General features: G+C 33.5%; 23 protein-coding genes. 17 read left to right on the top strand and 6 right to left on the bottom strand.

The genetic code is table 11. The features are described 5' to 3' along the window. A partial coding sequence (locus ACU68Y_RS04450) for a Rib/alpha-like domain-containing protein (RefSeq protein WP_446755406.1) occupies positions 1-2,537 on the top strand: 2,537 nt, incomplete at its 5' end. A gap of 35 nt (positions 2,538-2,572) precedes the next feature. On the opposite strand, the gene ACU68Y_RS04445 is transcribed toward ACU68Y_RS04450, so the two are convergent. Next, positions 2,573-3,646 (bottom strand): uroporphyrinogen decarboxylase family protein, encoded by a 1,074-nt coding sequence (locus tag ACU68Y_RS04445; RefSeq protein WP_446755405.1) that lies wholly within the window; start codon positions 3,644-3,646, stop codon positions 2,573-2,575. Between the two features lie 345 nt (positions 3,647-3,991). On the opposite strand from ACU68Y_RS04445, the gene ACU68Y_RS04440 reads away from it, so the two are divergent. From ACU68Y_RS04440 to ACU68Y_RS04380, 13 genes are all read left to right on the top strand, one after another. Then, positions 3,992-4,852: a GTP-binding protein gene (locus tag ACU68Y_RS04440; RefSeq protein WP_446755404.1), complete on the top strand. Its 861-nt coding sequence runs from the start codon at positions 3,992-3,994 to the stop codon at positions 4,850-4,852. Further along, a complete protein-coding gene (locus ACU68Y_RS04435) occupies positions 4,845-5,627 on the top strand; it encodes a uroporphyrinogen decarboxylase family protein (protein WP_446765325.1) in 783 nt (260 codons plus the stop codon). The genes ACU68Y_RS04440 and ACU68Y_RS04435 overlap by 8 nt, the downstream gene beginning before the upstream one ends. 1 nt (position 5,628) lies before the next feature. After that, entirely contained in the window at positions 5,629-6,282 is a 654-nt protein-coding gene (locus ACU68Y_RS04430) for a corrinoid protein (protein WP_060790228.1), read from the top strand. A 19-nt stretch (positions 6,283-6,301) separates the two neighbouring features. Further along, positions 6,302-6,436, top strand: a complete 135-nt coding sequence (locus ACU68Y_RS04425) for a hypothetical protein (protein ID WP_316534943.1) — start codon at positions 6,302-6,304, stop codon at positions 6,434-6,436. After that, on the top strand, positions 6,420-7,997 hold the full coding sequence (locus ACU68Y_RS04420; RefSeq protein ID WP_446755402.1) for an ASKHA domain-containing protein: 1,578 nt from the start codon (positions 6,420-6,422) through the stop codon (positions 7,995-7,997). The genes ACU68Y_RS04425 and ACU68Y_RS04420 overlap by 17 nt, the downstream gene beginning before the upstream one ends. 2 nt (positions 7,998-7,999) lie before the next feature. Then, positions 8,000-8,446, top strand: a complete 447-nt coding sequence (locus ACU68Y_RS04415; RefSeq protein WP_230958014.1) for a DUF4430 domain-containing protein — start codon at positions 8,000-8,002, stop codon at positions 8,444-8,446. Further along, positions 8,446-8,955, top strand: coding sequence for a hypothetical protein (locus ACU68Y_RS04410; protein WP_012290256.1), 510 nt, complete (start codon positions 8,446-8,448; stop codon positions 8,953-8,955). Before ACU68Y_RS04415 ends, ACU68Y_RS04410 begins: the two co-directional genes overlap by 1 nt. Before the next feature lie 72 nt (positions 8,956-9,027). Beyond that, positions 9,028-9,759 (top strand): YdjY domain-containing protein, encoded by a 732-nt coding sequence (locus tag ACU68Y_RS04405; protein ID WP_012290257.1) that lies wholly within the window; start codon positions 9,028-9,030, stop codon positions 9,757-9,759. Between the two features lie 12 nt (positions 9,760-9,771). Continuing rightward, positions 9,772-10,956, top strand: coding sequence for a TVP38/TMEM64 family protein (locus ACU68Y_RS04400; protein WP_230582857.1), 1,185 nt, complete (start codon positions 9,772-9,774; stop codon positions 10,954-10,956). A gap of 184 nt (positions 10,957-11,140) precedes the next feature. Next, on the top strand, positions 11,141-12,436 hold the full coding sequence (gene brnQ, locus ACU68Y_RS04395) for a branched-chain amino acid transport system II carrier protein (RefSeq protein ID WP_446755401.1): 1,296 nt from the start codon (positions 11,141-11,143) through the stop codon (positions 12,434-12,436). A gap of 137 nt (positions 12,437-12,573) precedes the next feature. Further along, positions 12,574-13,512 (top strand): ABC transporter ATP-binding protein, encoded by a 939-nt coding sequence (locus ACU68Y_RS04390; RefSeq protein WP_446755400.1) that lies wholly within the window; start codon positions 12,574-12,576, stop codon positions 13,510-13,512. A 1-nt stretch (position 13,513) separates the two neighbouring features. Next, on the top strand, positions 13,514-14,611 hold the full coding sequence (locus tag ACU68Y_RS04385; protein WP_446755399.1) for an ABC transporter permease: 1,098 nt from the start codon (positions 13,514-13,516) through the stop codon (positions 14,609-14,611). Next, entirely contained in the window at positions 14,598-15,710 is a 1,113-nt protein-coding gene (locus ACU68Y_RS04380; RefSeq protein ID WP_446755398.1) for an ABC transporter permease, read from the top strand. The genes ACU68Y_RS04385 and ACU68Y_RS04380 overlap by 14 nt, the downstream gene beginning before the upstream one ends. Positions 15,711-15,758: 48 nt before the next feature. On the opposite strand, the gene ACU68Y_RS04375 is transcribed toward ACU68Y_RS04380, so the two are convergent. Continuing rightward, positions 15,759-17,024 carry a GntP family permease gene (locus ACU68Y_RS04375; protein WP_002839822.1) on the bottom strand — a complete coding sequence of 422 codons (1,266 nt, stop codon included), beginning with the start codon at positions 17,022-17,024 and terminating at the stop codon, positions 15,759-15,761. Between the two features lies 1 nt (position 17,025). Next, positions 17,026-18,156: a glycerate kinase family protein gene (locus tag ACU68Y_RS04370; protein ID WP_446755397.1), complete on the bottom strand. Its 1,131-nt coding sequence runs from the start codon at positions 18,154-18,156 to the stop codon at positions 17,026-17,028. A gap of 103 nt (positions 18,157-18,259) precedes the next feature. Here ACU68Y_RS04370 and ACU68Y_RS04365 point away from each other — a divergent pair, with 103 nt between their 5' ends. Then, entirely contained in the window at positions 18,260-19,342 is a 1,083-nt protein-coding gene (locus ACU68Y_RS04365) for a CdaR family transcriptional regulator (RefSeq protein ID WP_002839811.1), read from the top strand. Between the two features lie 290 nt (positions 19,343-19,632). Here the strand turns inward: ACU68Y_RS04365 and ACU68Y_RS04360 are convergent, their stop codons facing one another. Both ACU68Y_RS04360 and ACU68Y_RS04355 read right to left on the bottom strand, forming a co-directional pair. Next, positions 19,633-20,487: a YihY/virulence factor BrkB family protein gene (locus tag ACU68Y_RS04360; RefSeq protein WP_094225430.1), complete on the bottom strand. Its 855-nt coding sequence runs from the start codon at positions 20,485-20,487 to the stop codon at positions 19,633-19,635. A 3-nt stretch (positions 20,488-20,490) separates the two neighbouring features. Next, positions 20,491-22,386 (bottom strand): alpha/beta hydrolase family protein, encoded by a 1,896-nt coding sequence (locus tag ACU68Y_RS04355; RefSeq protein ID WP_316450632.1) that lies wholly within the window; start codon positions 22,384-22,386, stop codon positions 20,491-20,493. A gap of 384 nt (positions 22,387-22,770) precedes the next feature. On the opposite strand from ACU68Y_RS04355, the gene ACU68Y_RS04350 reads away from it, so the two are divergent. Next, complete coding sequence (locus ACU68Y_RS04350) at positions 22,771-23,370, top strand: hypothetical protein (RefSeq protein WP_311433130.1); 600 nt, start codon at positions 22,771-22,773, stop codon at positions 23,368-23,370. Positions 23,371-23,475: 105 nt separating this feature from the next. Further along, positions 23,476-25,224, top strand: a complete 1,749-nt coding sequence (locus ACU68Y_RS04345; protein ID WP_446755396.1) for an ABC transporter ATP-binding protein — start codon at positions 23,476-23,478, stop codon at positions 25,222-25,224. Positions 25,225-25,262: 38 nt separating this feature from the next. Here the strand turns inward: ACU68Y_RS04345 and ACU68Y_RS04340 are convergent, their stop codons facing one another. Then, on the bottom strand, positions 25,263-25,661 hold the full coding sequence (locus ACU68Y_RS04340; RefSeq protein WP_446755395.1) for a DUF3139 domain-containing protein: 399 nt from the start codon (positions 25,659-25,661) through the stop codon (positions 25,263-25,265). Between the last annotated feature and the right edge of the window lie 3 nt (positions 25,662-25,664).

Here is a 25,664-nt window from a genome sequence, read left to right as displayed (position 1 = left end):
GCGAGGCGAGAATTGTCAATGTAAAAGTCGTTGTGAATAAATCACTTGCAGAAACAAACGAGCCAACTGGTAAAGAAATAAAAATCCTAGAAGGAGAAAATGTTGAAGCAAAAGATTTGGTTGCAAATTCAGATGATTTGCCTACTGATACAACATTTGAATTCAAAGAAAAACCAGACACTAAAACTGCTGGGAAGTTTGATGCAACAGTAATCGTAAAATATTCTGACGGCTCAATTGACGAAGTACAATCAAAAATTATCGTACAAAAACAAGCAGCTGTAATCACGCAAATACCAACAGTAGAAGCAGCAGATGAAATTGTGGAATTTGGAAAAACATATGACTTAGCAGACAACATCAAAAACTTGCCAAATGGAGCGAAAGTTACAGACATCACAGAAAAAGATGCGATAAACACAAACAAATCAGGAAATTACATCGGAAAAGTCAAAGTCACATTTGAAAATGGTGTAACTAGAGTCGTGACAGTAAAAGTCGTTGTGAATAAATCACTAGCAGAAACAAACGAGCCAACTGGTAAAGAAATAAAAATCCTTGAAGGAGAAAGTGTTGAAGCAAAAGATTTGGTTGCAAATTCAGATGATTTGCCTACTGATACAACATTTGAATTCAAAGAAAAACCAGACACTAAAACTGCTGGGAAGTTTGATGCAACAGTAATCGTAAAATATTCTGACGGCTCAATTGACGAAGTACAATCAAAAATTATCGTACAAAAACAAGCAGCGGTAATAACACCAATACCAACAGTAGAAGTATTTGATGAAATTGTGAATTATGGGAAAACTTACAATTTGACAGACAACATCACAAACTTCCCAACTGGAGCGAAAGTTACAGACATCACAGAAAAAGATGCGATAAACACAAACAAATCAGGAAACTACATCGGAAAAATCAAAGTAACATTTGAAAATGGTGCAACTAGAGTCATGACAGTAAAAGTCGTTGTGAATAAATCACTTGCAGAAACAAACGAGCCAACTGGTAAAGAAATAAAAATCCTTGAAGGAGAAACGATAGAAGCAAAAAAATTGGTTGCAAACTCAGATGATTTGCCAGAAAACACAACATTTGAATTCAAAGAAAAACCAGACACGAAAACTGCCGGAAAGAAAGACACAACAATAATCGTAAAATATTCCGACGGCTCAATTGATGAAGTTAAATCTACAATTATCGTACAAAAACAAGCAGCGGTAATAACACCAATACCAACAGTAGAAGCAATTGATGAAATTGTAGAATTCGGCAAAACATACGATTTGACAGACAACATCACAAACTTCCCAACTGGAGCGAAAGTTACAGACATCACAGAAAAAGATGCGATAAATACAAGCAAATCTGGAAACTACATCGGAAAAATTAAAGTCACATTCGAAAATGGAGAAACGAGAATTGTCAATGTAAAAGTCGTTGTGAATAAATCACTTGCAGAAAAATTTGTACCAGATGTTAAGACAATAGAAGTAGAAGCGGGAGAATTGTCGGCTGAAAAGCTTAAATCTGCGATTTCAAATCTTCCACAAGATTCGAAACTGGAAATAAAATCAAAAGAAGAAGGAGAAGCCGTTGTAACTATAAAATTTGCAGATGGATCAGAAAAAGAAGTCAAAATTTCTTATAAAATAAAAGAAAATAAGGCTGAAGTTAATCCTGAAACAAATGATAATGATGAAAACAACGAAGAAGAAAACAAACCAGAAAAGGAAAACAAACCAGAAAAAGAAGAAAAGCCAGAAAAAGAAGAAAAGCCAGAAAAAGAAGAGAAACCAGAAAAGGAAAACAAGCCCGAAAAAGACGAAAAACCAGGTAAAGATTTGGTAGAAAATCCAGAAGACAATGAAAATATCAAAAAACCAGAAGAAGAAATCGAAATAAAACCTGAAGTTAATCACCAAACATCAAAAACTTCAGAAAAATCATCAACAAAACCTGGAAAAACTACTGAAAATATTGGAAAACCTAATGAAGAAGGAATTCAAATTCATTTTGAAAAAACCAATGTAAAAATTGGAGACAAGGTTTTATTGAAACCGATATTTACCGACAAATCTGGTAAAGTAATAAATGTTCCTATGGATGTTGAATTTTCACTTGAAGATAATTCTCCTTCCGGTATAAAAATAAATTCAAAAACTGGTGAGTTGAGATTTGATACGACTGGATACAAGGCTGGCGATAGAATTGAACTTATTGTTGTCACGAAATTTAGAGGAAAAACCACACAAACATTTGCGTTATTCGCTGATGATTCAGTAGTAAAACTTCCTGAAAAAATAACTTCAACAACTACTCCAGACTTCGTTATCAAGACAAAAGTTGTCATCAATATCGTTGAATCAGAAAACGGCAAATCAAAGAATATCTCGGAAAATAAATCAGAATTTACTAAATCAAACTCAAAATCACAATTGCCAAAAGCAGGAATGGAAGTTGAAATTGCAAATCTAACACTTGCGATTGTTTCCTGTGCAACAGGCGCTTATTTTACGAAAAAGAAAAAGTAATATTGCAATCAAAAACACCTCGGCTCGAGGTGTTTTTATTTGACTTCATTTTTAAGTTTATTTAATCTTTTGTAATTTCCAAATTCACGCCCATATTCCATGAACGCATCAATATTTTCCATTTTAGTTCCTTTTGGAATTTGACAACCCGTAGATAAAACATATCCGCATGGAGAATCGTAAGCAATGTCGATACATTCTTTTACAGATTTTTTCACATCTTCAGTATTTCCCAAATACATAACATCTACTGGAGGAACATTTCCTGTAATCACAACGTCCTTTCCTAGAATTTCCTTCGCTTCCAATAAACTCTCGCAGTTATCCAACGAGAAATTACCAATTCCAGAATCCTTCAATAATGGCCACAAATCCTTTGAATTGCCACAAATGTGCAACCCAGCAGAAGAACCACAATATTTTTTAACATCTGCAATATTTCTCTTCAAATAAGGAAGTGAAAATTCTTCAAATTGTTTCTTACGGATTAAAGTTGTGCTTGAAACTGGATCGGCAAATCCCATTCCAAAACCTCTTCGGCCAACTTCCTTAATGTATTCTCCGTTGTTAATTGTGATAATATCCATAATTTTATGAACAGCATCCTTTTTTTTAACCATCCAACGAAGCAAAGTTTCGGTACCCAAAATACTTGCAGCTACAGAAAATGGTCCAGTCATTGCAGCACCGATTGATGCAACATTACCGACTTGATCTCTAATTTTTTCCAATGCTTCAATTAACACTGGTAGCTTTCCATCTTTTAATGGATTGATTATTTTCAATTTTTCGATATCATCGATTTTTTTTACAACAGGATCTTTTAATTGCGAAATACCATCTTCAGGATACCAAATTTCAGTTCCCATGGCTTCAGCCATTCCTCTTAAAGTAGTAGACACACTGATGGAATCGTGGTAGAACCTTTTGAACAAAGCTACTTCCGTATCGGCGATTACATCAGAATTTGAATAATAATCCCAAGTTTTATATCCCAGAAAGTCGCTCATAGTAACACCCATATCTGGAACGACTGGAATTCTATCCATTTCTTCACCTTTTGAGAAAGCCTCCATTCTCTCCTTTGGAGTCATCTCATCTTTGAACATATAAATCCTCCTATTTAAAAAACAAAATAAATTGATTAAAATCTTAAATTCATTTTATCATAGAGAAAATCCGCCATTTATTGAAATATTTTATAAGTGATGGGTATTATTCATTTCAATTAATTAAAAACTTACGAAAATAAAATAAAAACCAATCAAAATCAAATAAAATGATTTTTCACACGAAAAATTATAATATTAACTCAATTTAACAATCAAAATTTAACAAAATAAAGTTTTTTATCAATTAATAATACAAAATTCATTTATTTAAATATCCAATAAGTAGTTATTATTTGAACAATACTAAATATCAAGTATGGTAAAATAAAGATGGGTGATAATATGAAGACGATAATAGTGTCAGGATTTTTAGGTTCGGGCAAGACAACATTTATCAATCACATTTTGGGATTTAACAAAAATACTCTTGTATTGGAAAATGAATTCGGAGATGTTAGCATAGATTCGATGCTAATTAAAAACGATGATATAATTGAAATAAATTCGGGATGTATTTGCTGTGGGCTTAAAAGTGATTTTAAAGAAATTATCCACAAAATCGACAAAGACCAATTTGAGTACATAATAATTGAGCCGACAGGAATTGCAAAATTAACCGATATATTGGAGGTTTTGAAAGACGAAGAGAATTTACAAATTCAAAAATGCGTGACAATTGTCGATTGTGACAGCTACATTTGTTTTCACGAGGATTTCGGAGAATTTTTCAATGATCAAATCAAAAAAGCTGATATAATATACATAACGAACATTGAAAATTTGGAAGAAGAAAAAATCGAAGAAGTGAAGAAATCAATCGAACAATTCAACAAAACTGCGATTATTCACACAGAAGATTTCAGAAACATGAATCCAGATGATATTGTATCTGAATTTGAGAATAAAAAAGAACACAAATGCTGTTGTCATGGACACAAATGTTGCGGCAAACATCACCACGAACACCATGATCATTCTCACGAGGATTCCAAATTCAAGACCAATGTTCAAAAAAATTTAAAATTTGTTTCGAAAAAAGAGTTAGAAAAATTTTTGGATTCAAAAAAAATAGTAAGAGCCAAGGGAAATGTAGAAATCGCAGATAAGAAAGTTTTCGTGAGCAAAACTTTGAGTGGGTTGGAAATATCGGATTCGATTTCTGATAGTGAGGATTTTGTGATAATTGAGGTGAATAATGAGTAAAGTTGGGACTTATAATTGTATTATAATGGAAACAACGCCCATCACTGATCCGAAATTATTTGAAGATGCGGACTGTTTGGTAGAACATTTCAAGGACAAGGATTATGCGAGTATTCCAATGTCTTCGACACTAGAATCAGAAGCTATGGGTGCAGTTGCAGAACTTGGAAAAGTTAGCAAGTACAAGTACGACAATGTTGATGATATTGTGATAGATTTTGATTACAATCAAAAACATGTCAAAGCTTTGTTCGAAGCGATTGGCAAAATGAAAGATAAAAAAAGAGTTATCGTAGAAGTTTCTGGTCCGTTGATTATATTGGACAATTTGGTAAGCTCTGAGGTTGTTTTCAGATCTTTTAGAAAAAAACACGACAGAATTGTCGAGCTTTACGATGAAATCAGAAAAGTTTTGGTGGAATACATCGAAAAGCTTGTCGATAGCGGAATAAAATTGATTAGTTTTTCCGATAGTTTGGCTGGCGCTGATATTATTGGCCCGAAACAAATGCAGATGTATGTGGATGAGTTTTTGATGAAATTTTTGGAAGATATTCAAAATATCGACAAACCATTCAATTTTCATTTATGTCCAAAATCCACTATGGCTTTGATTAGTTTTAACAAGGCAGAGTTCAGGCAAATTGAAAAAGATGAAGAACAAAGATATGTTGATTTTTTGTTTGAAGGAGAACACAAGATTTTTGGAGACAGATGTATGAATTTGTCAAACAAGAAATTCAAGAAAATAAATGAAATCATAATTAGGAGTTAACATGGATACACAACAAGAATATTTAGATAAAATGGCAGAAATGGTAGTAGAAATGGAAGATGAAGATATTGCAGATGTGTGTCAAGAATACATCGATAAGGGATTTGATCCTAAAAAAGGTATCTTCGATGGACTTATTCGAGGCATGACAGAAGCGAATAAACTTTACGACGAAGAAGAATATTTTATTACAGATGTATTGCTTTGCAGTGATGCCATGTATGCTGGCTTGAATGTTTTAGAAAAATACGTTGAAATAAGCGACGAAGATATTCTAGGAGTTGCAGTTATCGGTGTTGTCGAAGGTGATACTCACGATATCGGCAAAAATTTGGTTAAATTAATGATGGAGACTGCTGGATTCAAAATGATTGATTTGGGTCGTGATGTTAAATTGCAAAACTTCATCGATGCAGCAGTAGAAAACAATGCTGATTTGATTTGTATGTCAACTTTGATGACAACTACTATGGAAAACATGGGAAAAGTTATCGAAATGTTGAAGGAACAAGGACTTAGAGATAGATTCAAAGTAATGATTGGTGGAGGACCAATTTCACAAGCTTTTGCAGATAAAATCGGCGCAGATTCATACACAGAAAATGCCGTCGAAGCTGTAGCGGCTGCTAAAAAATTAATTGGAAAAGATAATTAGATAAGATTAATGAAAAAGAATGATTAAAACAAGCTTTACATCATATTTTCGTAGATCGAATTCCTGTGATTTGTCCAAGATGAGATCGCCGCTTGAAAATTTGAAATCAATAATAATAGCATCAAAGAATTACGATTATGAAGATAAGAATTAATAATTTAAATAGAACAATTGAATTAGAAGATGACAAAAGCTACAATTTGATGAATGCTTTGCTTGAACATGACGTCTACATCGACAATTCATGCAATGGTAAGTTAACTTGTGGAAAATGCAAGATTAAAATCGTAGAAGGAAATGTCAACGAAATCACCGATACCGAAAAAAGACTTTTAAAAAAAGAAGAAATCGAAAACGGCATCAGGCTTTCTTGTGCAGTTACAATGTGTGGAGATGTCATCGTTGAAACTTTGAGCGAAAATAGCTCCATTGATGTGCTCGATTCTGGTGAAATGCCAGAGTTTGAAAAAATTTTTCGAGATGGATACGGAATTTGTGTGGATATCGGTACAACGACTGTGTGCATGAATTTGGTGGATTTGAAGACTGGTGAAATCATTGCGAAAAACTCAGCACTCAATGCCCAAACAAAATACGGCTTGGATGTTCTTACGAGAATTACGTTTGAATATGAAAACGAAAATGCAGCGAAAATTCTTCAACATAGCATTGTAAATTCAATGAACAAATTGATTGACAAGATGATTGTCGAATCAAAAATCGACAGGAAAGATATCAAGGAAGTTGATATCGCAGCGAACACTACGATGGTTCACATGCTTTTGGGAGTGGATGCAAGAAGTTTGGGGAAATTCCCGTACAAACCAGTGTTCACTGAGGCAAAGAGTTTGATGTGCAAAGATATTGGACTGAATTTGGATGCAAAATTGTACACTTTGCCAAATGTTTCAGCGTACATTGGAGCAGATATTGTAGCAGGAGCTTATGTTACTGATATGAGAAACAGAGAAAACACACTGTTCATAGATATCGGTACAAACGGCGAAATAGTTTTGAAGACAAATGACAAATTGTATTGCTGTTCTTGTGCAGCAGGTCCTGCACTTGAAGGTATGAATATAAAATGTGGAATGAGAGCAGAACAAGGAGCCATTGAAGATGTTGTAATTGATGGATCAAATGTCATATTGCAAACTATCGGGGACAAACCTGCAAAAGGGATTTGTGGTAGTGGTATTCTTGCTGTAATCAGCGAAATTGTTAGAAATAAAATCGTCAACAAGAGAGGAAGGATTATCGATCCGAATTCTGTAGATGATTTTAGAAAAGATTTGGTTAGAATTGTGGATGATAAAAGAGAGTTCATGCTGACTGATGAACTTGTTATCACACAATCTGATATCAGACAAGTACAGCTAGCAAAAGGAGCAATACTTTCTGGTTTTATAAAACTTTTGGATGAAGAGGGATTGGATATTTCCGATTTGAACGAATGCATTGTTGCAGGCCAATTTGGAAGTCATTTGAAACCATCATCAATCGTAGGCGTGGGAATTCTACCTTACGAAATTGAATCCAAAATAAGTTATGTAGGTAATTCATCTTTAATAGGAGCGTACATGTGTTTAATGAATGATAAAATAAAAGAAGAAATGTCCGCTCTTGCTGAAGATATGAATTATATAGAATTATCAATGACAAAGGATTACGATAAAATATTCGCGAAAGCGATGGAATTTCCAAAGGAGAGATGAGTATGAAGAAAAAATTATTGGTATTGATGATGCTTGTATTTGCATTGACAGCTTGTAACGCTGACAAAGATAAGGCCCAAGAGCCACAAAAAACAGAACAAACACAAGAACAAGCAAAAACAGACGAAAACAAATCAGAAGAAAAAGCTTCTGACAGTCAAGCTACTAAGGTTTCAATCGTTCTTATGGATGAAGTTAACAACAAAGAAATCTTAAAAGAAGATGCAGAAATCAAAAAAGACGAAAACTTGCAATCTTACCTTGAAAAAAATCACAAAGCTGTTTTCGAAAAAGGCATGATGACTGAATTAGAAGGTATAAAACAAGATCCAGCTAAAAAACAATACTGGATGTACTATGTTAACGGTAAAATGGCAGAAGTTGGAATCGGCGATTACAAAGTTAACGAAAACGACAAGATAGAATTCAAATTTCAAGAAATGAAATAATGAAAACTAGTGATTTGACTAGAATTGCAATATTATCAGCAGTATGCATCCTGACAAGACTTTATTTGAATATAATTCCGAATGTAAAAATCTTGTCGGATGTCATACTGATACTTGCAATTGAGAAAAACCTAAAAGAGTCACTATTTGTAAATGCAGTCACGATGGTAACCACAAGTTTTGTGCTTGGATTTGGAATATGGGTTTTATTCCAGGTGGTAGACTTTTTCATCTTGGCTGTATTTAACTATGCAATTTTCAATGTATTTAAATTGAAAAAAACATTGATAACTAAAACAATCGCAGTGTCTGTGTCGGGGTTTTTATATGGACTCATAATTACTTTGATGGAATGTATGACTGTTATGGGAATGAATGTTTTCATTGCAAGATACATGACATCTATACCATTCGACATAAACCATATGATTGGAAACGCGGTTATATATATTTTTCTGATATACAAATTAGAAGATTATATCACTGGTAAGAAAAAAATCATGAATTAATTGGTGATACTACATTTTAATGTATAATGAAAAGTATTTTATAATAATAAAAATAACGGAGGGATAATTCTTATGAAATTAAGAAGAAAATTATTGGCTGGATTTTTATGTCTAGCAATCGTAGGACTAGCAGGATGTTCACAAAAGGCAGATGACAAAAAGGAAGCTAACAACACTGCAACAACTGAACAATCTAAAACAGAAGAAAACAAAAAAGAAGAAAAGAAAGCAGATGACGAAGTCAACGGAGTTTCTTTGAAAAACCCAATTAAAGTTGACAAGGAAGCTAAGAAGGTTACTGTATTATCTTCTGTAAATGGTAAATATTTTACAGAAAATACAAGACACGCATCTGTAAACACTGACGGAAGTAATGGTGCAAAATCTGTTCTTACTGCTTATGGTACACCAGAAGATTTCTACAATGCATTAATTGAAATCGGTGCAAAACCAGGCGAAAACATGAACCCTGATAACGCAACAAAAACTCACGTTGAAGGATCAAAAATCGGCGCTACTGTAACTTGGGAAGGCGCTGGAAAAGATTATGATATCAACGAAGTAATCAAAGATAGCAATGGAAAGAAAATCGAATTTAGATTCGGCGGAAACTTAGAAAGAGCAAAAACTAAAAAAACTGGTTGCTTAACTTGCTTGGATTCTTGCCCAGTAGGAATTATTTCTAATACAACTTACACTTATGGTGCAGTAGAAAAGAGAAACGAAGTTAAATTTACTGGTAACGCAGATGTTCTTCCAGAAGATGGAACTTATGTAGCTGTAACTTATACCTTAGAAGATTAATCGAGGAATCAAGTGAAAAAGTTAAGGGCGATATTTTATTATTTAACTACGGGCGTAGCCATCGGGTTTTTGACTTGTTTACTATTATTATTTAATGTAAACTATGAAATGATGGTTAGTCAGCAGCTAGTAATGTTTATCTTTACAGCTTTTGGATTGATACTAGGAATTGCATATACTAACATAAATAGATATGTATTTTTTGCGTTGGAAATAGCAATAGCTTTAATAGCTCTTATAGGTGGCAAAACTCAAAGTCTTATCTACATCGTAAAAGAATTTGTGATGTATCATGGACCGGTTAAGAATATTTTTATTCCTACAATTGTAGTTGTTGTGGTTATTAATTTAATCAATATCTATATAGTTCTTACTCAAAAGAAATACCAAAAATTCTACACAAGAGAAGAACGTAAAGCAATGAAGGAAGAAGAAGTTAAACTTAGCGATTTGAGAGAAGAAAAAACAGCTGAAGAAATAGCAGAAATTAAACACACGAGAAAAATCCAAAGAATAATCGCTTTAATTATTCTTGGAGTTTTATTGGGATTGTATTTCTTCGTTCCTTCAATTAAAGCTAAAACTAACGAAGCTTTCTCTACGATTTCAAAATTAGACACTGATGTCGTTGTTGCATACTTGAGATCTTACGGAAAGCAAGCAGCAGTTGTATCATTTGTTTTGATGATACTACAATCAATCGCAGCTCCTATTCCAGCATTCTTGATTACTTTATCAAATGCTGCAATATTTGGATGGGTTAAGGGAGCTATGCTTTCTTGGTCATCAGCAATGGCAGGTGCAGCACTTTGCTTCTTCTTGGCGAGAGCTTTGGGAAGAGATGCTGTAGAAAAACTTACAAGCAAAGGTGCAATGGAAAGTGTTGACGTATTTTTTGAAAGATACGGAAAGTATGCAATATTAATTTGTAGACTTTTACCATTCGTTTCATTCGACTTTGTAAGTTATGGAGCAGGTCTTACTAACATGGGATTCTGGCCATTCTTCATCGCGACTGGAATTGGTCAATTACCTGCAACAATTGTTTATTCATACGTTGGAGGAACATTGACAGGTGGAGCACAAAAACTTTTCTTGGGACTTTTGACATTATTCGCATTATCTATCATGATTGGTATTGCTAAGAAAGTTTACAACGATAAACAAAAGAAAAAAGGCGGAAAAGTTGTAGAATAAAATTTATCATAGGTCATTGATGTGACCTATGATTTTTTTTGAAAATTTTTGATGGTTTTTATTAAAAGTTTTACGCTTTATTTTGATAATGAAATGAATAAATTTGACAATAAAACTTTTTGGAATTAAAATTTAATTATGAAATCATTTTCTATAAATACATATAAATACATAGGAGGATATTTTGAATAAAAAATTTAAGGACATCATTATTGTAGGATTTGCGTTATTTGCAATATTCTTCGGTGCAGGAAATCTGATTTTCCCACCTTATTTAGGTGTGCTTGCGGGGACTGAATACAAAAAAGCGATGCTCGGGTTTTTGTTGACAGATCCTGTACTTCCGATACTTGGTGTTATCATCACTGCTAAGCTTGGAGGAGCAGCAGAAGATCTCGGAAAAAGAGTTGGGAATAATTTTTCTAAGATTCTTGGAACCGTTACCATTTTAACGATTGGACCTCTTTTCGCCGTTCCAAGAACTGCAGCTACAACTCACGAAGTTTTTGTATCTAAAGTTTTTCCGGGTACTCCTTTGTGGGTAACATCTCTAATATTTTTCATTCTAACTGCGATTTTTGTGTTTAATGAAACTGGAGTTATCGACAAAATTGGGAAATATTTGACTCCGGGATTGGTAATTATATTATTAGTTATTATTGTAAAATGTATCGTAGATCCTATTGGTGTTATGAATATCAAAACGGAAAATCAAATATTCTTGAAAGGATTTGCGGAAGGATACCAAACCATGGATGCTCTTGGAGCGGCTCTCATGACAGGAATTGTGGTTTCTGATTTGAAAAGAAAAGGATACTTAAATGAACAAGAAAGAGTGAAGCTTGTTAAGTGGGTCGGACTTGTGGCATTTTTGTTGTTGGCGATAATTTACGGCGGATTGATATATGTTGGAGCTACAGCTTCCAAGATTTACACAGTCCAAAATACGAGAGTAGATATTCTACTTGGAACAGTGCAACATATTTTAGGATCAACCGGTAAGTTTGCAATAGGAATTGCTGTGTCACTAGCGTGCTTGACGACATCCGTTGGACTTAGCGCGGTTGCTGGAGATTTCTTATCCGGAATTACAAAAAACAAATTGGGATACAAGCCAATTGTTTTGGCGACAGTTTTTGTTTCGGGTTTGATTTCTCTTGCAGGAGTTGAAGGACTTATCAATGCAGCAGTTCCGATTTTATCGACGGTTTATCCTATAATTATGGTCCTTATATTTTTAGGAATTTTCGATAAATATATTAAATACGATATGACTTTCAAAGGTGCGGTGCTTGCGACTTTTGTAGTGAGTTTGGTAGAAGTTTTGAATAGCAAATTCAAGATTTTAGAAGGATTTACAGATATAATCAAAACTTTGCCATTAAGTTCTGTAGGATTTGAATGGTTACTTCCTGCGATTGTAACGGGAGCGATTTTCGGATTAATCGCTTATATTCAAGATAAAAGAAAAATTGCTTAGATTAATCAGCACGAATTTTGTGCTGATTTTTTTGGCTCAAATTTCAAGAAAATTTTGCGATTTATTTACAAATTTTTTACGATTAAATGATTGAAAAATTGTATAATATAAATAGAAATATAATATGGGAGGATTTTATGGAAAATCTGATAGAGGTCAGAGGTCTTGTGAAAAAATACAAGGAACTCACTGCAGTTGATAATTTGGATTTGGATGTTAAAAAGGGAGAAATTCTTGGACTACTTGGACCAAATGGTAGCGGCAAATCTACAACTATCAATTGTATATTATCGCTTTTAAAAAAAGATTCTGGAATTGTGAAGATTTTCGGAAAAGAAATGTCTGCTGATGCGTACGATATCAAAAAAAGAATTGGCGTGGTGTTTCAAGATGTGGCAGTCTATGATGAGTTGACTGTCTACGAAAATATCGATTATTTCTGCGGATTGTACATACAAGGCAAATCTGAAAGAAAAGAGCTTGTGAAAAGGGCATTGGATTTGGTAAGTCTGAATGATTTTGTGAAGTTTAAACCGAAAAAATTATCAGGAGGTTTACTAAGAAGACTCAACATAGCATGTGGAATTGCGCACAAACCTGAGATAATTATTCTTGACGAGCCTACTGTTGCGGTCGACCCACAATCTAGAAATAATATTTTGGAAGGAATAAAAAAATTAAATGAAGATGGATCAACGATAATTTATACATCACATTATATGGACGAAGTTGATTTCTTGTGTGATAATATCGTGATAATTGACAAGGGTAAAGTCATTGCAAAAGGTACATCCGAACAACTCAAAGATATGATAGAAATGAACGAGAAGATAAGCTTCACAGCGAAAGAATTAAATGAAGATGTGATATCTCAAATCAAATCACTCCCACATTTGATGAATTTTGAAAACAAGGACGGCAATGTTAAGTTGAATTTTTCTCATGGAGATGGATATTTAATGAAGTTGATCAAACTTCTCGATGAAAACAACATTAACTACAGTTCTTTGAATGTCGAAAAACCAAGTCTTAACGATGTTTTCTTAGAATTAACCGGCAAAGATTTGAGGGATTGATATGTTTTTACATTCATTTAAAAATACTTTTAAGTTGCTTTTGAGACAAAGAGCGATGCTTTTTTGGGCGTTGTTGTTTCCGATTATTTTGGGGATTTTCTTCAAATTAGCATTTGGAAATATCAATGAAAATAGCAAATTCAAAACCATTGATGTAGCTGTTAATGAAACTTTGATGCAAGACGACAATTTCAAAAACTTCATGAATGAGATGGAGAATGAGAAATATTTCAAGGTTGTAGAATCAAAGAACCAAGATATATTGAATACGAACGATAATGTGAAAGCCTACATTGAGTCGTGGGATAAAATTTACACGAAAAACTCCGGAATTTCTGAGACAATCGTAGAAACTATTATGAATTCCTATTCTCAAAAGGTATCCATGATAACTAAGATAATGCAGAAAAATCCGACGGCTGATATCGGGAAAATTTTAAATGTAGACGATCACATCAAAGACGTTTCAAGAAAAAATATGAATCCAGTGAATGTGTTCTTCTACACGCTTTTAGGGATGACGACGATTTACGGATACATGTGGGGACTTTTCGTTAGCTTCCAATACGAAGCGAACTTGTCTACAAACGCAAAGCGTAACGCAGTTTCTCCAACCAAAAAAAGCACTATGCTTTCTGCATCAGTTCTTGTCAGTTGGATTATAAATTTTGCAATAACAGTTTTATTTATCGCATATTTGAAATACGCACTTGGAGTTGAATTCGGAGATAGAATTGGGGCGATAATAGGACTTGCAAGTATTTCATCTTTTTGTGGAGTTGCTTTTGGCATCTTAATTGGTGTGTCCAACCAAAAAAGTCTAGATACCAAAATTGGAATGGGAATTGCGTTGACGATGCTGATGTCTTTTTTAGCGGGAATGATGGTTCCAGAGATGAAAGTAATCATCGCAGAAAAACTTCCAATTATCAATAAAATAAATCCTGTAGCTGTCGTTACAGATGCGGTATATTCGTTGTATTATTACGATTCGATGGCAAGATTCAACAAAGATATTGTAAATCTTTTGGTAATTACGGTTGTATTTGTTGTAGCGTCACTATTTTTCATGAGAGGTAAAGAGTATGAGAGTCTTTAAAAATTATTTTAAAATCACATGGGCACACAAAACTCCTATACTTTTGTACACGATAATATTTTTCGTATTGATGAGCTTTGCAACGAAAAATACAAATCAAACAGCTTACAAATCAGTCGATGTAAATATTTATGTGCAAGATAAATCTAACACCAAACTTTCCAAGTCTCTGTACGATTATTTGAACAAGAACGCCAAGATAAGGACGATGGACGAAAAAATCGTAGACGACAAACTTTTCTACGAAATAATCAACGCAGCAGTAATAATTCCCGAAGATTTCGATAAAACGAGGGAAGTTTTGTACAAAGTTGCACCAAATAATGCGTATGGGTTAGATATAAAAGAAAAAATAAACATATATCTGAGCCAAGTAAGTTCCTACGAAAAAAGTGGATTTACAGAAGATGAAGCGATTAAAAATGCGAATGAGGATTTGGATAAAAAAATCGATGTAAGCATCAAAGAGGGAAGTGTAAATCCTAAAAAAGACAAATCCAAATATTACTTCAACTTTTTAAATTACCTACTACTTGCACAAGTAATATTGGTCGTTTCAAATATTGCATTGGTCTATAAAAAACAACCAATTCTCATGAGAAACAACGTATCGCCATGTCCAAGAACGAGAATTAATATGGAGTTGATGCTCGGTCATATCGTCACAGGACTTGTGTTCTGGTTAATTTACATGATATTATTCTGCGTAATGTACAAATACGATTTTACGAAAACACACGTCAATCTGATGATGTTTAATTCGTTTGTATTCACGATATCTGTGGTGTCAATGGCTGTGATGATATCCAATGTAATCAAAAATTCTAACACAGTTCAAGGAGTAATGAACATCGTCTCGCTTGGATCGTCGTTTTTGTGTGGGGCATTTGTTCCACAAGAATTACTAGGGAAAACTGCTCTTACAATAGGTAGAATTTTCCCAGGATTTTACTATATTAAAAACAATGAAATTTTGGTTGAAAATCCAGAAATCTCAAAAATTCTGCCGAATATTTTCATAATGTTAGGATTTAGCGTAGTATTTATAGTGATTTCTATCTTGGCAAAACCAAAAGGCAATGATAATATCAACAAATAAAATAAGGCTATGAGTTGTGTGCTCATAGCCTTTCCTTTTTGAGAAAAATTATTTTGTAATTAAATATACTAATACTGATGCGATTGTAGTAGTCAAACCTACGGCTGCTTCGTAAGGAATGATTTTCAATCTGTCAGCGATAGACATTTTAACTGATCCACCAGTTGCGTGGAAGAATGATCCGTGAGGAAGTGAGTCGATAACTGTAGCACCTGCATGAACCATAGCACCTGCATTTAGTGCAGTTACATTTGCATCGATCAATGATTTGGCGAATGTTTGGGAAGCAATTGTACTTCCTGCTGTTGTACTTGCAGTTGCACCACCTAATAAGATACCTGCTACTGGAGCAAGGATGAATGCTGGCAAATTAAATGCAGTAATCAAATTGATCATATCTGTTTGTAATGTAGAATTTTTGATAATTCCTGCAATTGTTCCTGTACCAATTAATAGCGCGCAAACGCCGATTATTTTTGAGAAACCGTAGTTTACATATTCTTTTGTATTCTTAGTTTCTTTTGTAGCTAATAAGCACACGAATCCTCCCAATGGAAGTGCAATCAATGGATCGATTGTGATTTTCGCGATTGGTCTAAGCGCTAATAAAACAATTACAGTAATTGGTCCTATAATTGATGCGAAGAAACTTGGTAAGTTTGTTCTTTCAGAAGATTCCAAATCACTTGAATCAATTACATCAGTTTTTCTTTTTGCCAAAGCCATTGCAATAATAATTGTTACGATTAATGCGCAGATTGCAGGAATGATATTCACATACATCAATGATGTAAGATTTAATTTGAATCCTTCAGCAGTTGCAATAGTGTTTGGGTTAGGGCTGATTACGTTGCCCGCTTTTCCACCGCCAATCATAGCCAATAAAATGCTTGATTTAGAAAGATTTGATTTCTTACCAACAGCAAGGGCGATTGGTGCACAAGTGATAACTGAAATGTCTATGAAAACTCCGACAGCGCAGATAATCATCGTAGAAATCGCGATAGCAATTAAAGCTTTTTGTTCGCCTAATTTTTTGATAATCGTGTCGGCGATTTTTTCTGCGGCACCCGTTTTAACCAAACAACCTGCCAAAATACCGCTTGTCATAATTCTTAGAACTGAACTCATCATTGATTCAGAACCTTTTACCATGGCAGACACTGTTCCAACAAGTCCGCCTCCACCGATAAGTCCACCAATCAAAGCACCAATGATAAGTGCGTAAGTTGCGTGGAAGTTTTTGATGATTAGAAAAATTGAAAGCGCTAAGCCAATCAATGCTCCAATCGTTGAGAATGTTACGTTGTTCATACTACCTCCATAAATTTATTAATTTCATTACTTGGTCAACACTTCTGTACAAATTTTCTTCTGAAACTTTTTTATCCATAGCTTCGTCAGTGCTCATGCATCCATTTAAAATAGGGAAGAACGCATCGATTCCTCTATCGTTAACGGAAACTGCGTCATTGTCACAAACTCCACAAAAAGCTATGACTTTTTTGTTGTATTTCTTTGCTGCATTTGCAATTCCAACTGGAGTTTTGCCCATAGAAGTTTGAAAATCCATCTTGCCTTCGCCAGTGATAATCAAATCAGAATTTTTGATTAACTCATCAGCACCGAGCATTTCCATTATAATTTCGATTCCTGGTTTTAATTCTGCATTTAAATAATTTTTAAAAGCGTAACCCAAACCACCAGCAGCACCTGCTCCCTCGATGGTATCATTTGCATCAGGGATAACTTTTTTAGTTACTTGGTGATATTTGCCCAAAAGTTTATCTAACTCTTCGACTTGTTCTGGAGTTGCTCCTTTTTGTGGTGCAAATACTCTCGCAGATCCACGTTCTCCACACAATGGATTGTCGACATCGCAAGCTATTTGGAATGTACATTCTTTTAATCTCTTATCGAAATGTTCCATATCAATTTTTTCCAAATCGATAATTCCGATTGGGCCGTTTGAAATTTCGATTCCATCCTCGTCAAAAAATCTCACGCCCAAACTTCGAAGCATTCCCATGCCGCCATCTGTTGTTGCAGAACCGCCGATTCCAATGATAAATTCGCGAATATTTTTATCCAAAGCATCCTTTATCATATCGCCAACTCCAAATGTCGTAGCATTCATTGGATCCAAATTGTCTTTTATAAGCGTAAGTCCACTGGATTCACTCATTTCCATGATTGCAAGCTTATCATCGACTATTAAATATCTCGCTGTGTGATGTTCCATCAAAGGATTATGTACATCAACTTCGATTATTTTTGCGTTTTTAATATCCTTTAATGAATCAATAGTTCCTTCGCCGCCATCAGCAACAGGTCTGACAGTAACTTTGTTTGAAGGATCTTGTTCACAAGCTTTTTTGATGATTTCTCCTGCTTCCAAAGAACTCAAACTGCCTTTAAAAGAGTCTATCAATACTAATATATTCATAATAACCTCCTAACTAAATTTTATAACAAACGATTGCACAAATGTATGTTTTATGTAATAACAATATCTAATGAGTAAATAAATTAATTATTATGGAGAACAAATGAGGATTTCTGATCACACAGCAAAAATGATAGTCGAAAAATTAAAAGATGTAATTGATTACGATTTGAACTTTTTCGACCAAGAAGGATATATTATTTATTCCACAAATTCAAAAAGAATCGGCACTTATCATGAAGCTGCCAAGGAGTGCGTTGTACAAAACAAAACTATTTTTGTGGATAATGAGAGAGAATACGTAGGAGCAAAGAAGGGGATTAACATTCCTGTTACAATTGACGGAGAAATTATCGCCGTAATAGGGATTACTGGAAATAAAGACGAGGTTATGAAATACGGCAACATCATTAAGAAAATGACCGAAATACTCGTCAAAGAACAACTTGTTGAGAAAAACAGACTCAAGAAAAAAGACATGAACAAGTATTTATTTGAGAGCTTGATAAATGAGTTGGACGATTACGGATTGTACAGATATTTAGAAACAGAAGACGAAAAATTCGTAATCGTCGGAAGAAATTCTGACAACAGATTTTTATTGAAAGATTCCGATCAAATTTACAAAATTTTGGAGAATAATTTGTCCAATAATTTCGTATATAGCGTATTTTACGGAGAAATTGTAATCCTAGCAAACAACGTAGACAAGATTATCATCAAGAAAAAATTGGAAAAAATTAGAAACCAAATTCATGACGTTATAGACAGTAGAGTGTATTTTGGTATTAGTGGTTCATTCAAAATAATCAACGAATTTAAGAAAAATTACGATAACTGCCTGGTTGCATTGGATTGGTTGGACAATTTGCAAAGAAAAGACTGTGTTGTGGATTATTCTACGTTGGATATGGGGATTTTGCTTGGAAGTATCAAAAAGGACAGAATAAAAAAATTCAAAGAAGTCGTGTTGAAAGATATTTCCGACGAAGATTACAATATTTACAAAGATTTGATAAAAATTTATGCGACAAATAATCAAAGCATAACAAAATGCGCAGAGGATTTGTTCGTGCACAAAAACACTGTTCAATACAGATTGAATAAACTCAGAGACATCACAGGACTCGACCCTAGAAATGTAGAAGATTTTATCAGGTTGTATTTGGCGTTCATATTGAACTAAAAAAATTATTATTGGCAAATTTCACAGAATATGGAATTGCAAGAGGTAGTTTCAAGACAATAAAACACAAAAACTCGTAAACCGCTCATCTGTCTACAAAAATTGATAAATTCATCGCTTATGAAACTAAAATTGCAAACTCGCTAACGCTCAGACAATGCAATTTTTTAACGTTTCATTTCGCTTGAATTTAGAACAATTTTTTTCGAATGATTCGCTTGTTTACGATGTTTTTGGTTTGTTTCAATGCATTATTATCAAAGCTTATAATCTACTTTGTTTCATTAATCCTAAGTTGAATAGATAACGCCTTTTTTTACTTGGTCGTAGTTGGCGGTGATTTCTGCTGAAATCAATATTATTTGCGAAGATAGGTTAATCCACACAAAAAGTGCGAATACGCCGACCAATGGTCCGTATGTCAATGACATGTTGGAGATGTTGGAGACGTAGAACGAGTATAACAGTGTAATCAACAGCCATCCGATGGTTGCAATTGTACCTCCGAGCATCGCGGATTTCCATTTGATGCTTCTTGTTGAATCGAAATCCGGTGCGAATTTGTATAGCAACGTGAATCCAAAAATCATGGATACAATTGGAATCAGATATCTGAAAATTTGTGCGAAATATGGTATTCGTATTTTCATGTATTGTTCAATCAAATTCAAAATCAATCCACCGAATGCGATAAACACCAATGTTACCATCAACAATAAGAGCAGTACCACTGTGAACAAAATGCTTTTTAATTGTGTTTTCAAAAATCCGTTTTCGCTTCTTACATCAAATGCTTTGTTCATGGCTGTGATAAGTGATTTCAAAGCTTTGGAGCTTGACCACAACGCCACCAACAACGAGATTGAAAGCACAGATGATGATCTGTTGTTTATAATCGTGTTGACTAATGTCATCAAAATATTTCTCGTTTCATCGGGAAGAACTTCCATAGATTTGAAAATCAAATCTATTTTGCTAGCGGCAACCATCAGCACGATATTCAATAAAACAATTAGAAATGGCACCAAGCTCATTATAAAATGGTAAGTTGTCTGTGCACTCAATAATGGGATTTGGTCATCTTTTATAGATTGTAATAATTTTTTGAAGAACAAATTCTTTTTTTCTTTTTTCTGTTTTTTCATCATCTACCTCAAATAAATATCAAACCAATCGCAGATTTCTTTTAATCTTCTGATTCTGTTTTTCGGTTTTCCCGAACGTGAAAGCTCGTGGTTTTCTCCGTAAAACATCACAAATCGACTTTGTGTATTGTTAAGTTTCAAAGCTTGGAACATTTGCATTCCTTCAGATAAAGGACATCTGTAATCTTTTGTGGAGTGAATGAAAAGAGTTGGAGTGTGAGCGTTCTTTGCGTATTTTAGTGGAGATTTGTCCCACAATTTATCGTAATCATCCAAGACTGTTAATGTGTGGTTTTGATCTGTTCCAAAATAATATCCAATATCTGAAATCAAACTGAAAGAAATCCAATTTGAAATTGAACGTTGACTTACAAAACAATCGAACCTGTCAGTGTGGGTCATCATCCAATTTGCCATGAAACCACCGTAAGATCCACCAGTGTAGCCCAATTTATCGATAGGATATTTGTCCATAACGATATCGGTGAATTTCATCAAATCTGAATAATCCACATCTCCATATTTTCCTCTTATGTCCATAAATTCATTTCCGTATCCATCACTACCTCGAGGATTTGTGTAGAAAACGAAATATCCCTTGGCAGACAACAATTCCATTTCGTGAAATAAAACTTCACCGAAAACAGTTTTTGGACCACCATGAACGGACAAAACGCCCGGATATTTTTTATTTTCATCGTAATCTTTTGGATAAATTACCCAGCCTGTGAATGAATGTCCGTCATTTTCAAAAGTAAACTTGTCCTTCTTACTGATATGATAGTTGTCATTATTCAAATGAGTTAATTGTTCTCCATTTAATTTGTAGACTTCTTGTCCGTGATTTTCAGATATCAAAACGTAGTAAACCTCATCGTTTTTCACAGATATCATATTGATAGAATTGTTCGTGGAGAAAATTTTATCGAATTTGTAATTCTTATCCATTCTCAAAATCGAACTGCCATATCCTTCCAAGATCACAAAATACATGTAGTCGTCAGTTTTTTCGATTTGACTACCAGACGAATATTTCAAATCACAACCAATGGAATTGTACAAGCAGTAGTGATTTTCGTTGAGTTTAGTAGTTTTATTATCAACAACTTTGTAGATTTCACAGTCTTGGTTGAGTCCGTGCTCTTTTCCATCTGTTGCTAGAATTATTATATCGCCGTTGAAATATTTTACAGACATTATCATAAAACCTTGCAAAATTACAGATTCATCGCCAGATTTCAAATCGTATTCCACTAATTCATCTTCTATTTTCATTACATTTTCGTATGAATTTCTCACGAAAACAAGTTTTGATTTGTCATCGGAAATGTCGACAGATGAGATGTTTGAAAATTCGTCTGTTAATATATCCATCTTGTCGATGCTTGGGAAATATCTTGCAAGTCTAGTTCTTTTCTTGTCAGTAAAACCAACAGCATTTTCAAAGTATGGAAGTTCTGTTAACACTTCGACATCTTCGTTTTTTTCTTCTTCAGTGATTTTATTCATTTCATTATGTCTATCGAATTCATATTTTACGATAAAAGAATCTTCTAATTCGAAAAGAATTTCAACGTTTTTCAAATCGATATCGAATTCCTTTACAGCTTCTCCTCCGTTGATAGGAAGTCTGTAGAAGGATGATATATCAGAGGCTTTTTCATTATCTGAATTTCTATTTATCAATAAATCTCCATCATTCAATTCAAAAAATGAAGAGTCTTTGTTGGAACTCGTGAAGTTTTTATTGTTTCCTATTTTGCGTAAATTTGAATCGTATTTGTTGTCTTCTATATTAGCTGTGGTTGTAACACAGAAAATATTGTCTGAATTTTTTAAAGCGTTTAACTTTGAAATAAATGTAAAGTCTTTGAATGAATCGTAATCAAAATATTTCATATAACTCTCCTTCATTTATATATTAAGATAATTATAGCATAACCAGCTACTACGATATACTTTAGGAAAAGTAATAGATTGTAAATAGATTGAATTTTAATGTAAGTATTTTGAAAGTTCGATTATATTTATTAACTTAGTGTTAAATAAATTTATCGAACATAAATTTCGCATAAGTTATACAATTATTTTCCACAAAAATTTAAGATATTTTGTGGAAAAAAATTGGCTTATTTCAAGATATCCACAAAGTTATCCACATTATCCACAATTATCCACAAAAACTTACCAACAATTTGGGATAATTTTTCGTGAATAATTTTTGAATATCAATTGAATAATTTATAGTTTTTTTATGGTATTATATATGAGAGGTGAAAACTGATGAAATTGGATGAAGATTTTTTTGATATAAAACAAAGAATATTGATAAATTTAAAGACGAGAAACCTGTATTTTAAGACGTTTAGTGAGTGTGAAAAACTGTTAGATATTGATTTGATGCAGTTGCAAAAAAATAACGCAATTCCTACAGAAGAATTGTACAAATCAGAACTTCGAAAGGTCAACAACTACATCGAAGATTTTTCGAATGTGAATATAGTGAATAAATTAGTGGAGCTTGTGTATTACTTTTTGTTGATAACTTCGGTGGGACTTGTTACAAATCTAATCAGAAATTTCTTGGGATTGGAATTTAAACAAATTTCAGTGTCAGCAGTTATACTTTATTTGACGATGTTTGCTGCTGTAATTGCGACACCTATTATAATTTCCAGAAAAGAAAAGAGATTTCACGACAATACATTCCGATACATTTTGATTGCGATATCAGCGATTGGAATTGTTTTATTTTCGTATTTTTCGATTTTTTCGGGACCTGTAAAGCAAAATTTGTTCGCTCTAAATATTTTTATTTACATTTTAATATTGGTAGGATTTTTCGCGATTACAATATTAATGAAGAAATTATCGGCAAAATAAATTGACCGCCATTTTGAAATTTAATTTCATCGTGGCGGTTTGTTTTTAAAAAAAATAATGTGCTATAATTGTTGTATTGATTAATTTTAAAGAAAGGAAAGAAGCATGAAAAGAAATCTTAATCTGATAAAAAGGGTAATGCCTTATTTTAAAAAATACAAATTTATTCTGATGTTTGATTTGTTCTGCGCGGCGCTTACGACACTTACAGATATGGTGTTGCCGATGATTTTGAGAAGACTGACAAATGCAGGACTTGGAACATACACTTTGACACGAGAAATGATTTTTAGAATGGCTGGTCTTCTTTTGATTATGAAGATAATTGATTTGTTCGCAGGATTCTACATGACAAAAACCGGTCACATAATGGGTGCAAAGATTGAAACAGACATGAGATACGATGTATTCCAACATTTGCAAAAACTTTCCGATTCGTATTTTAACGAAACAAAAGTCGGACAAATTATGGCGAGAATCACATCGGATTTGTTCGATATTACGGAATTTTCACATCACTGTCCAGAAGAATATTTCATTGGACTTATCAAAATAATAGTTTCATTTGCTATTTTAGTTAGATTGAACACATTGTTGACAGTGATTTTATTTTTATCGATTCCACTTATGATTGTATTTGCATCAAAATACAACAGAAGAATGAGAAAAGGGTTCAAAGAGCAAAAACGTCATATCGGAGTGTTGAATGCAGATATCGAGGACAGTTTGCTAGGAGTTAAAGTTGTAAAATCATTCGCAAATGAAGATGTAGAAATCGAAAAATTCCAAAAAGGTAACAAGAAATTCTTGGATATAAAATCAGAAACTTACTCATCAATGGCTGGATTTAACACGATAACAAAAGCATTCGATGGAATAATGTACATTATAGTGGTTTTATTTGGAGGACTTTTCCTTGTAGAAGGGAAAATGAGTAGCGGTGACATCGTGGCATTTATCCTATACGTTCAAACGTTACTTACAACTGTGAGAAGAATTGTAGAATTTACAGAACAATTTCAACGTGGAATGACTGGTATCGAAAGATTTACAGAAATAATGGATCAAGATATCGAGATTTTCGATGACGAAGATGCTGTTGATTTGGAAAATGTCAAAGGTAAAATCGAAATAAAAAATGTAAGCTTCAAGTACAATAACAACAATGAAAATGTGTTGAACAATATTTCATTCACAATAAATCCTGGACAAAAAGTCGCGTTGGTTGGGCCTTCGGGTGGAGGAAAAACGACGTTGTGTAATTTGATTCCTAGATTTTACGATGTGGAAGACGGAGAGATTTTAGTAGAAGGAATTGACGTTCGCAAAATCAAACTTCAATCACTTCGTTCAAACATCGGAATGGTTCAACAAGATGTGTATTTGTTCAGCGGAACTGTCAGAGAAAATATTTTGTACGGAAAACCAGATGCGACAGAACAAGAAATAATCGATGCAGCAAAAGCAGCCGGAGCGTACGATTTTATAATGAACTTGGAAAATGGATTTGACACTTATGTTGGAGAACGTGGAGTAATGCTATCTGGTGGTCAAAAACAAAGAATTTCAATTGCGAGAGTTTTCTTGAAAAATCCACCGATTTTGATATTAGACGAAGCGACTTCAGCGCTTGATAACAAGAGCGAGTTTATCGTTCAAAAATCGTTGGAAAACTTGGCGAAAGGAAGAAGTTCACTTACGATTGCCCACAGACTTACAACTGTTCAAAACGCAGATTTGATTTTGGTGTTGACAGAAGAAGGAATAATCGAACGCGGAACGCACCAACAATTAATGGAACAAAAAGGATATTATTATAATTTGTACACTCAAGGTGGCAGATTATTGGTGTAAACAATATATAAAAAAGTGGCATAATCATGCCACTTTTTCTATTTTTTAATATCCTCCCAATTGTCAGGAAGAGGTTTGTATTTGAAATTTTTCAATTCATTTTCGTCTAACATATTATTAATTCCATTTATCTCTTTTTCTACTGCAAGAAAAAAATTCCCATCTCTGGTATACTCATAACATAGAGTATAATTAGGATAATCTTTTAAGTAAACATAATAAAAATATCCGTCAAATTTTATATCCTTGTAAGATTTAATATCTTTAATATCTTTTTTAGGTATTTTTTGAATATCCATGTATTGATATAATTTTTTATATCCTCTATATTTCATTAAAGGAAAATGCTTCCCCCATAATACTATTATAAAAATCATACAGCAAATCAGTATTATGTTAAATATATTTTCAAATGTCAAATTTTTCTTGTTTTTCATATG

The sequence above is a fragment of the Finegoldia sp. P1-F-LS genome (assembly GCF_052932205.1).
This window is presented reverse-complemented; position numbering and strand designations above follow the sequence as displayed.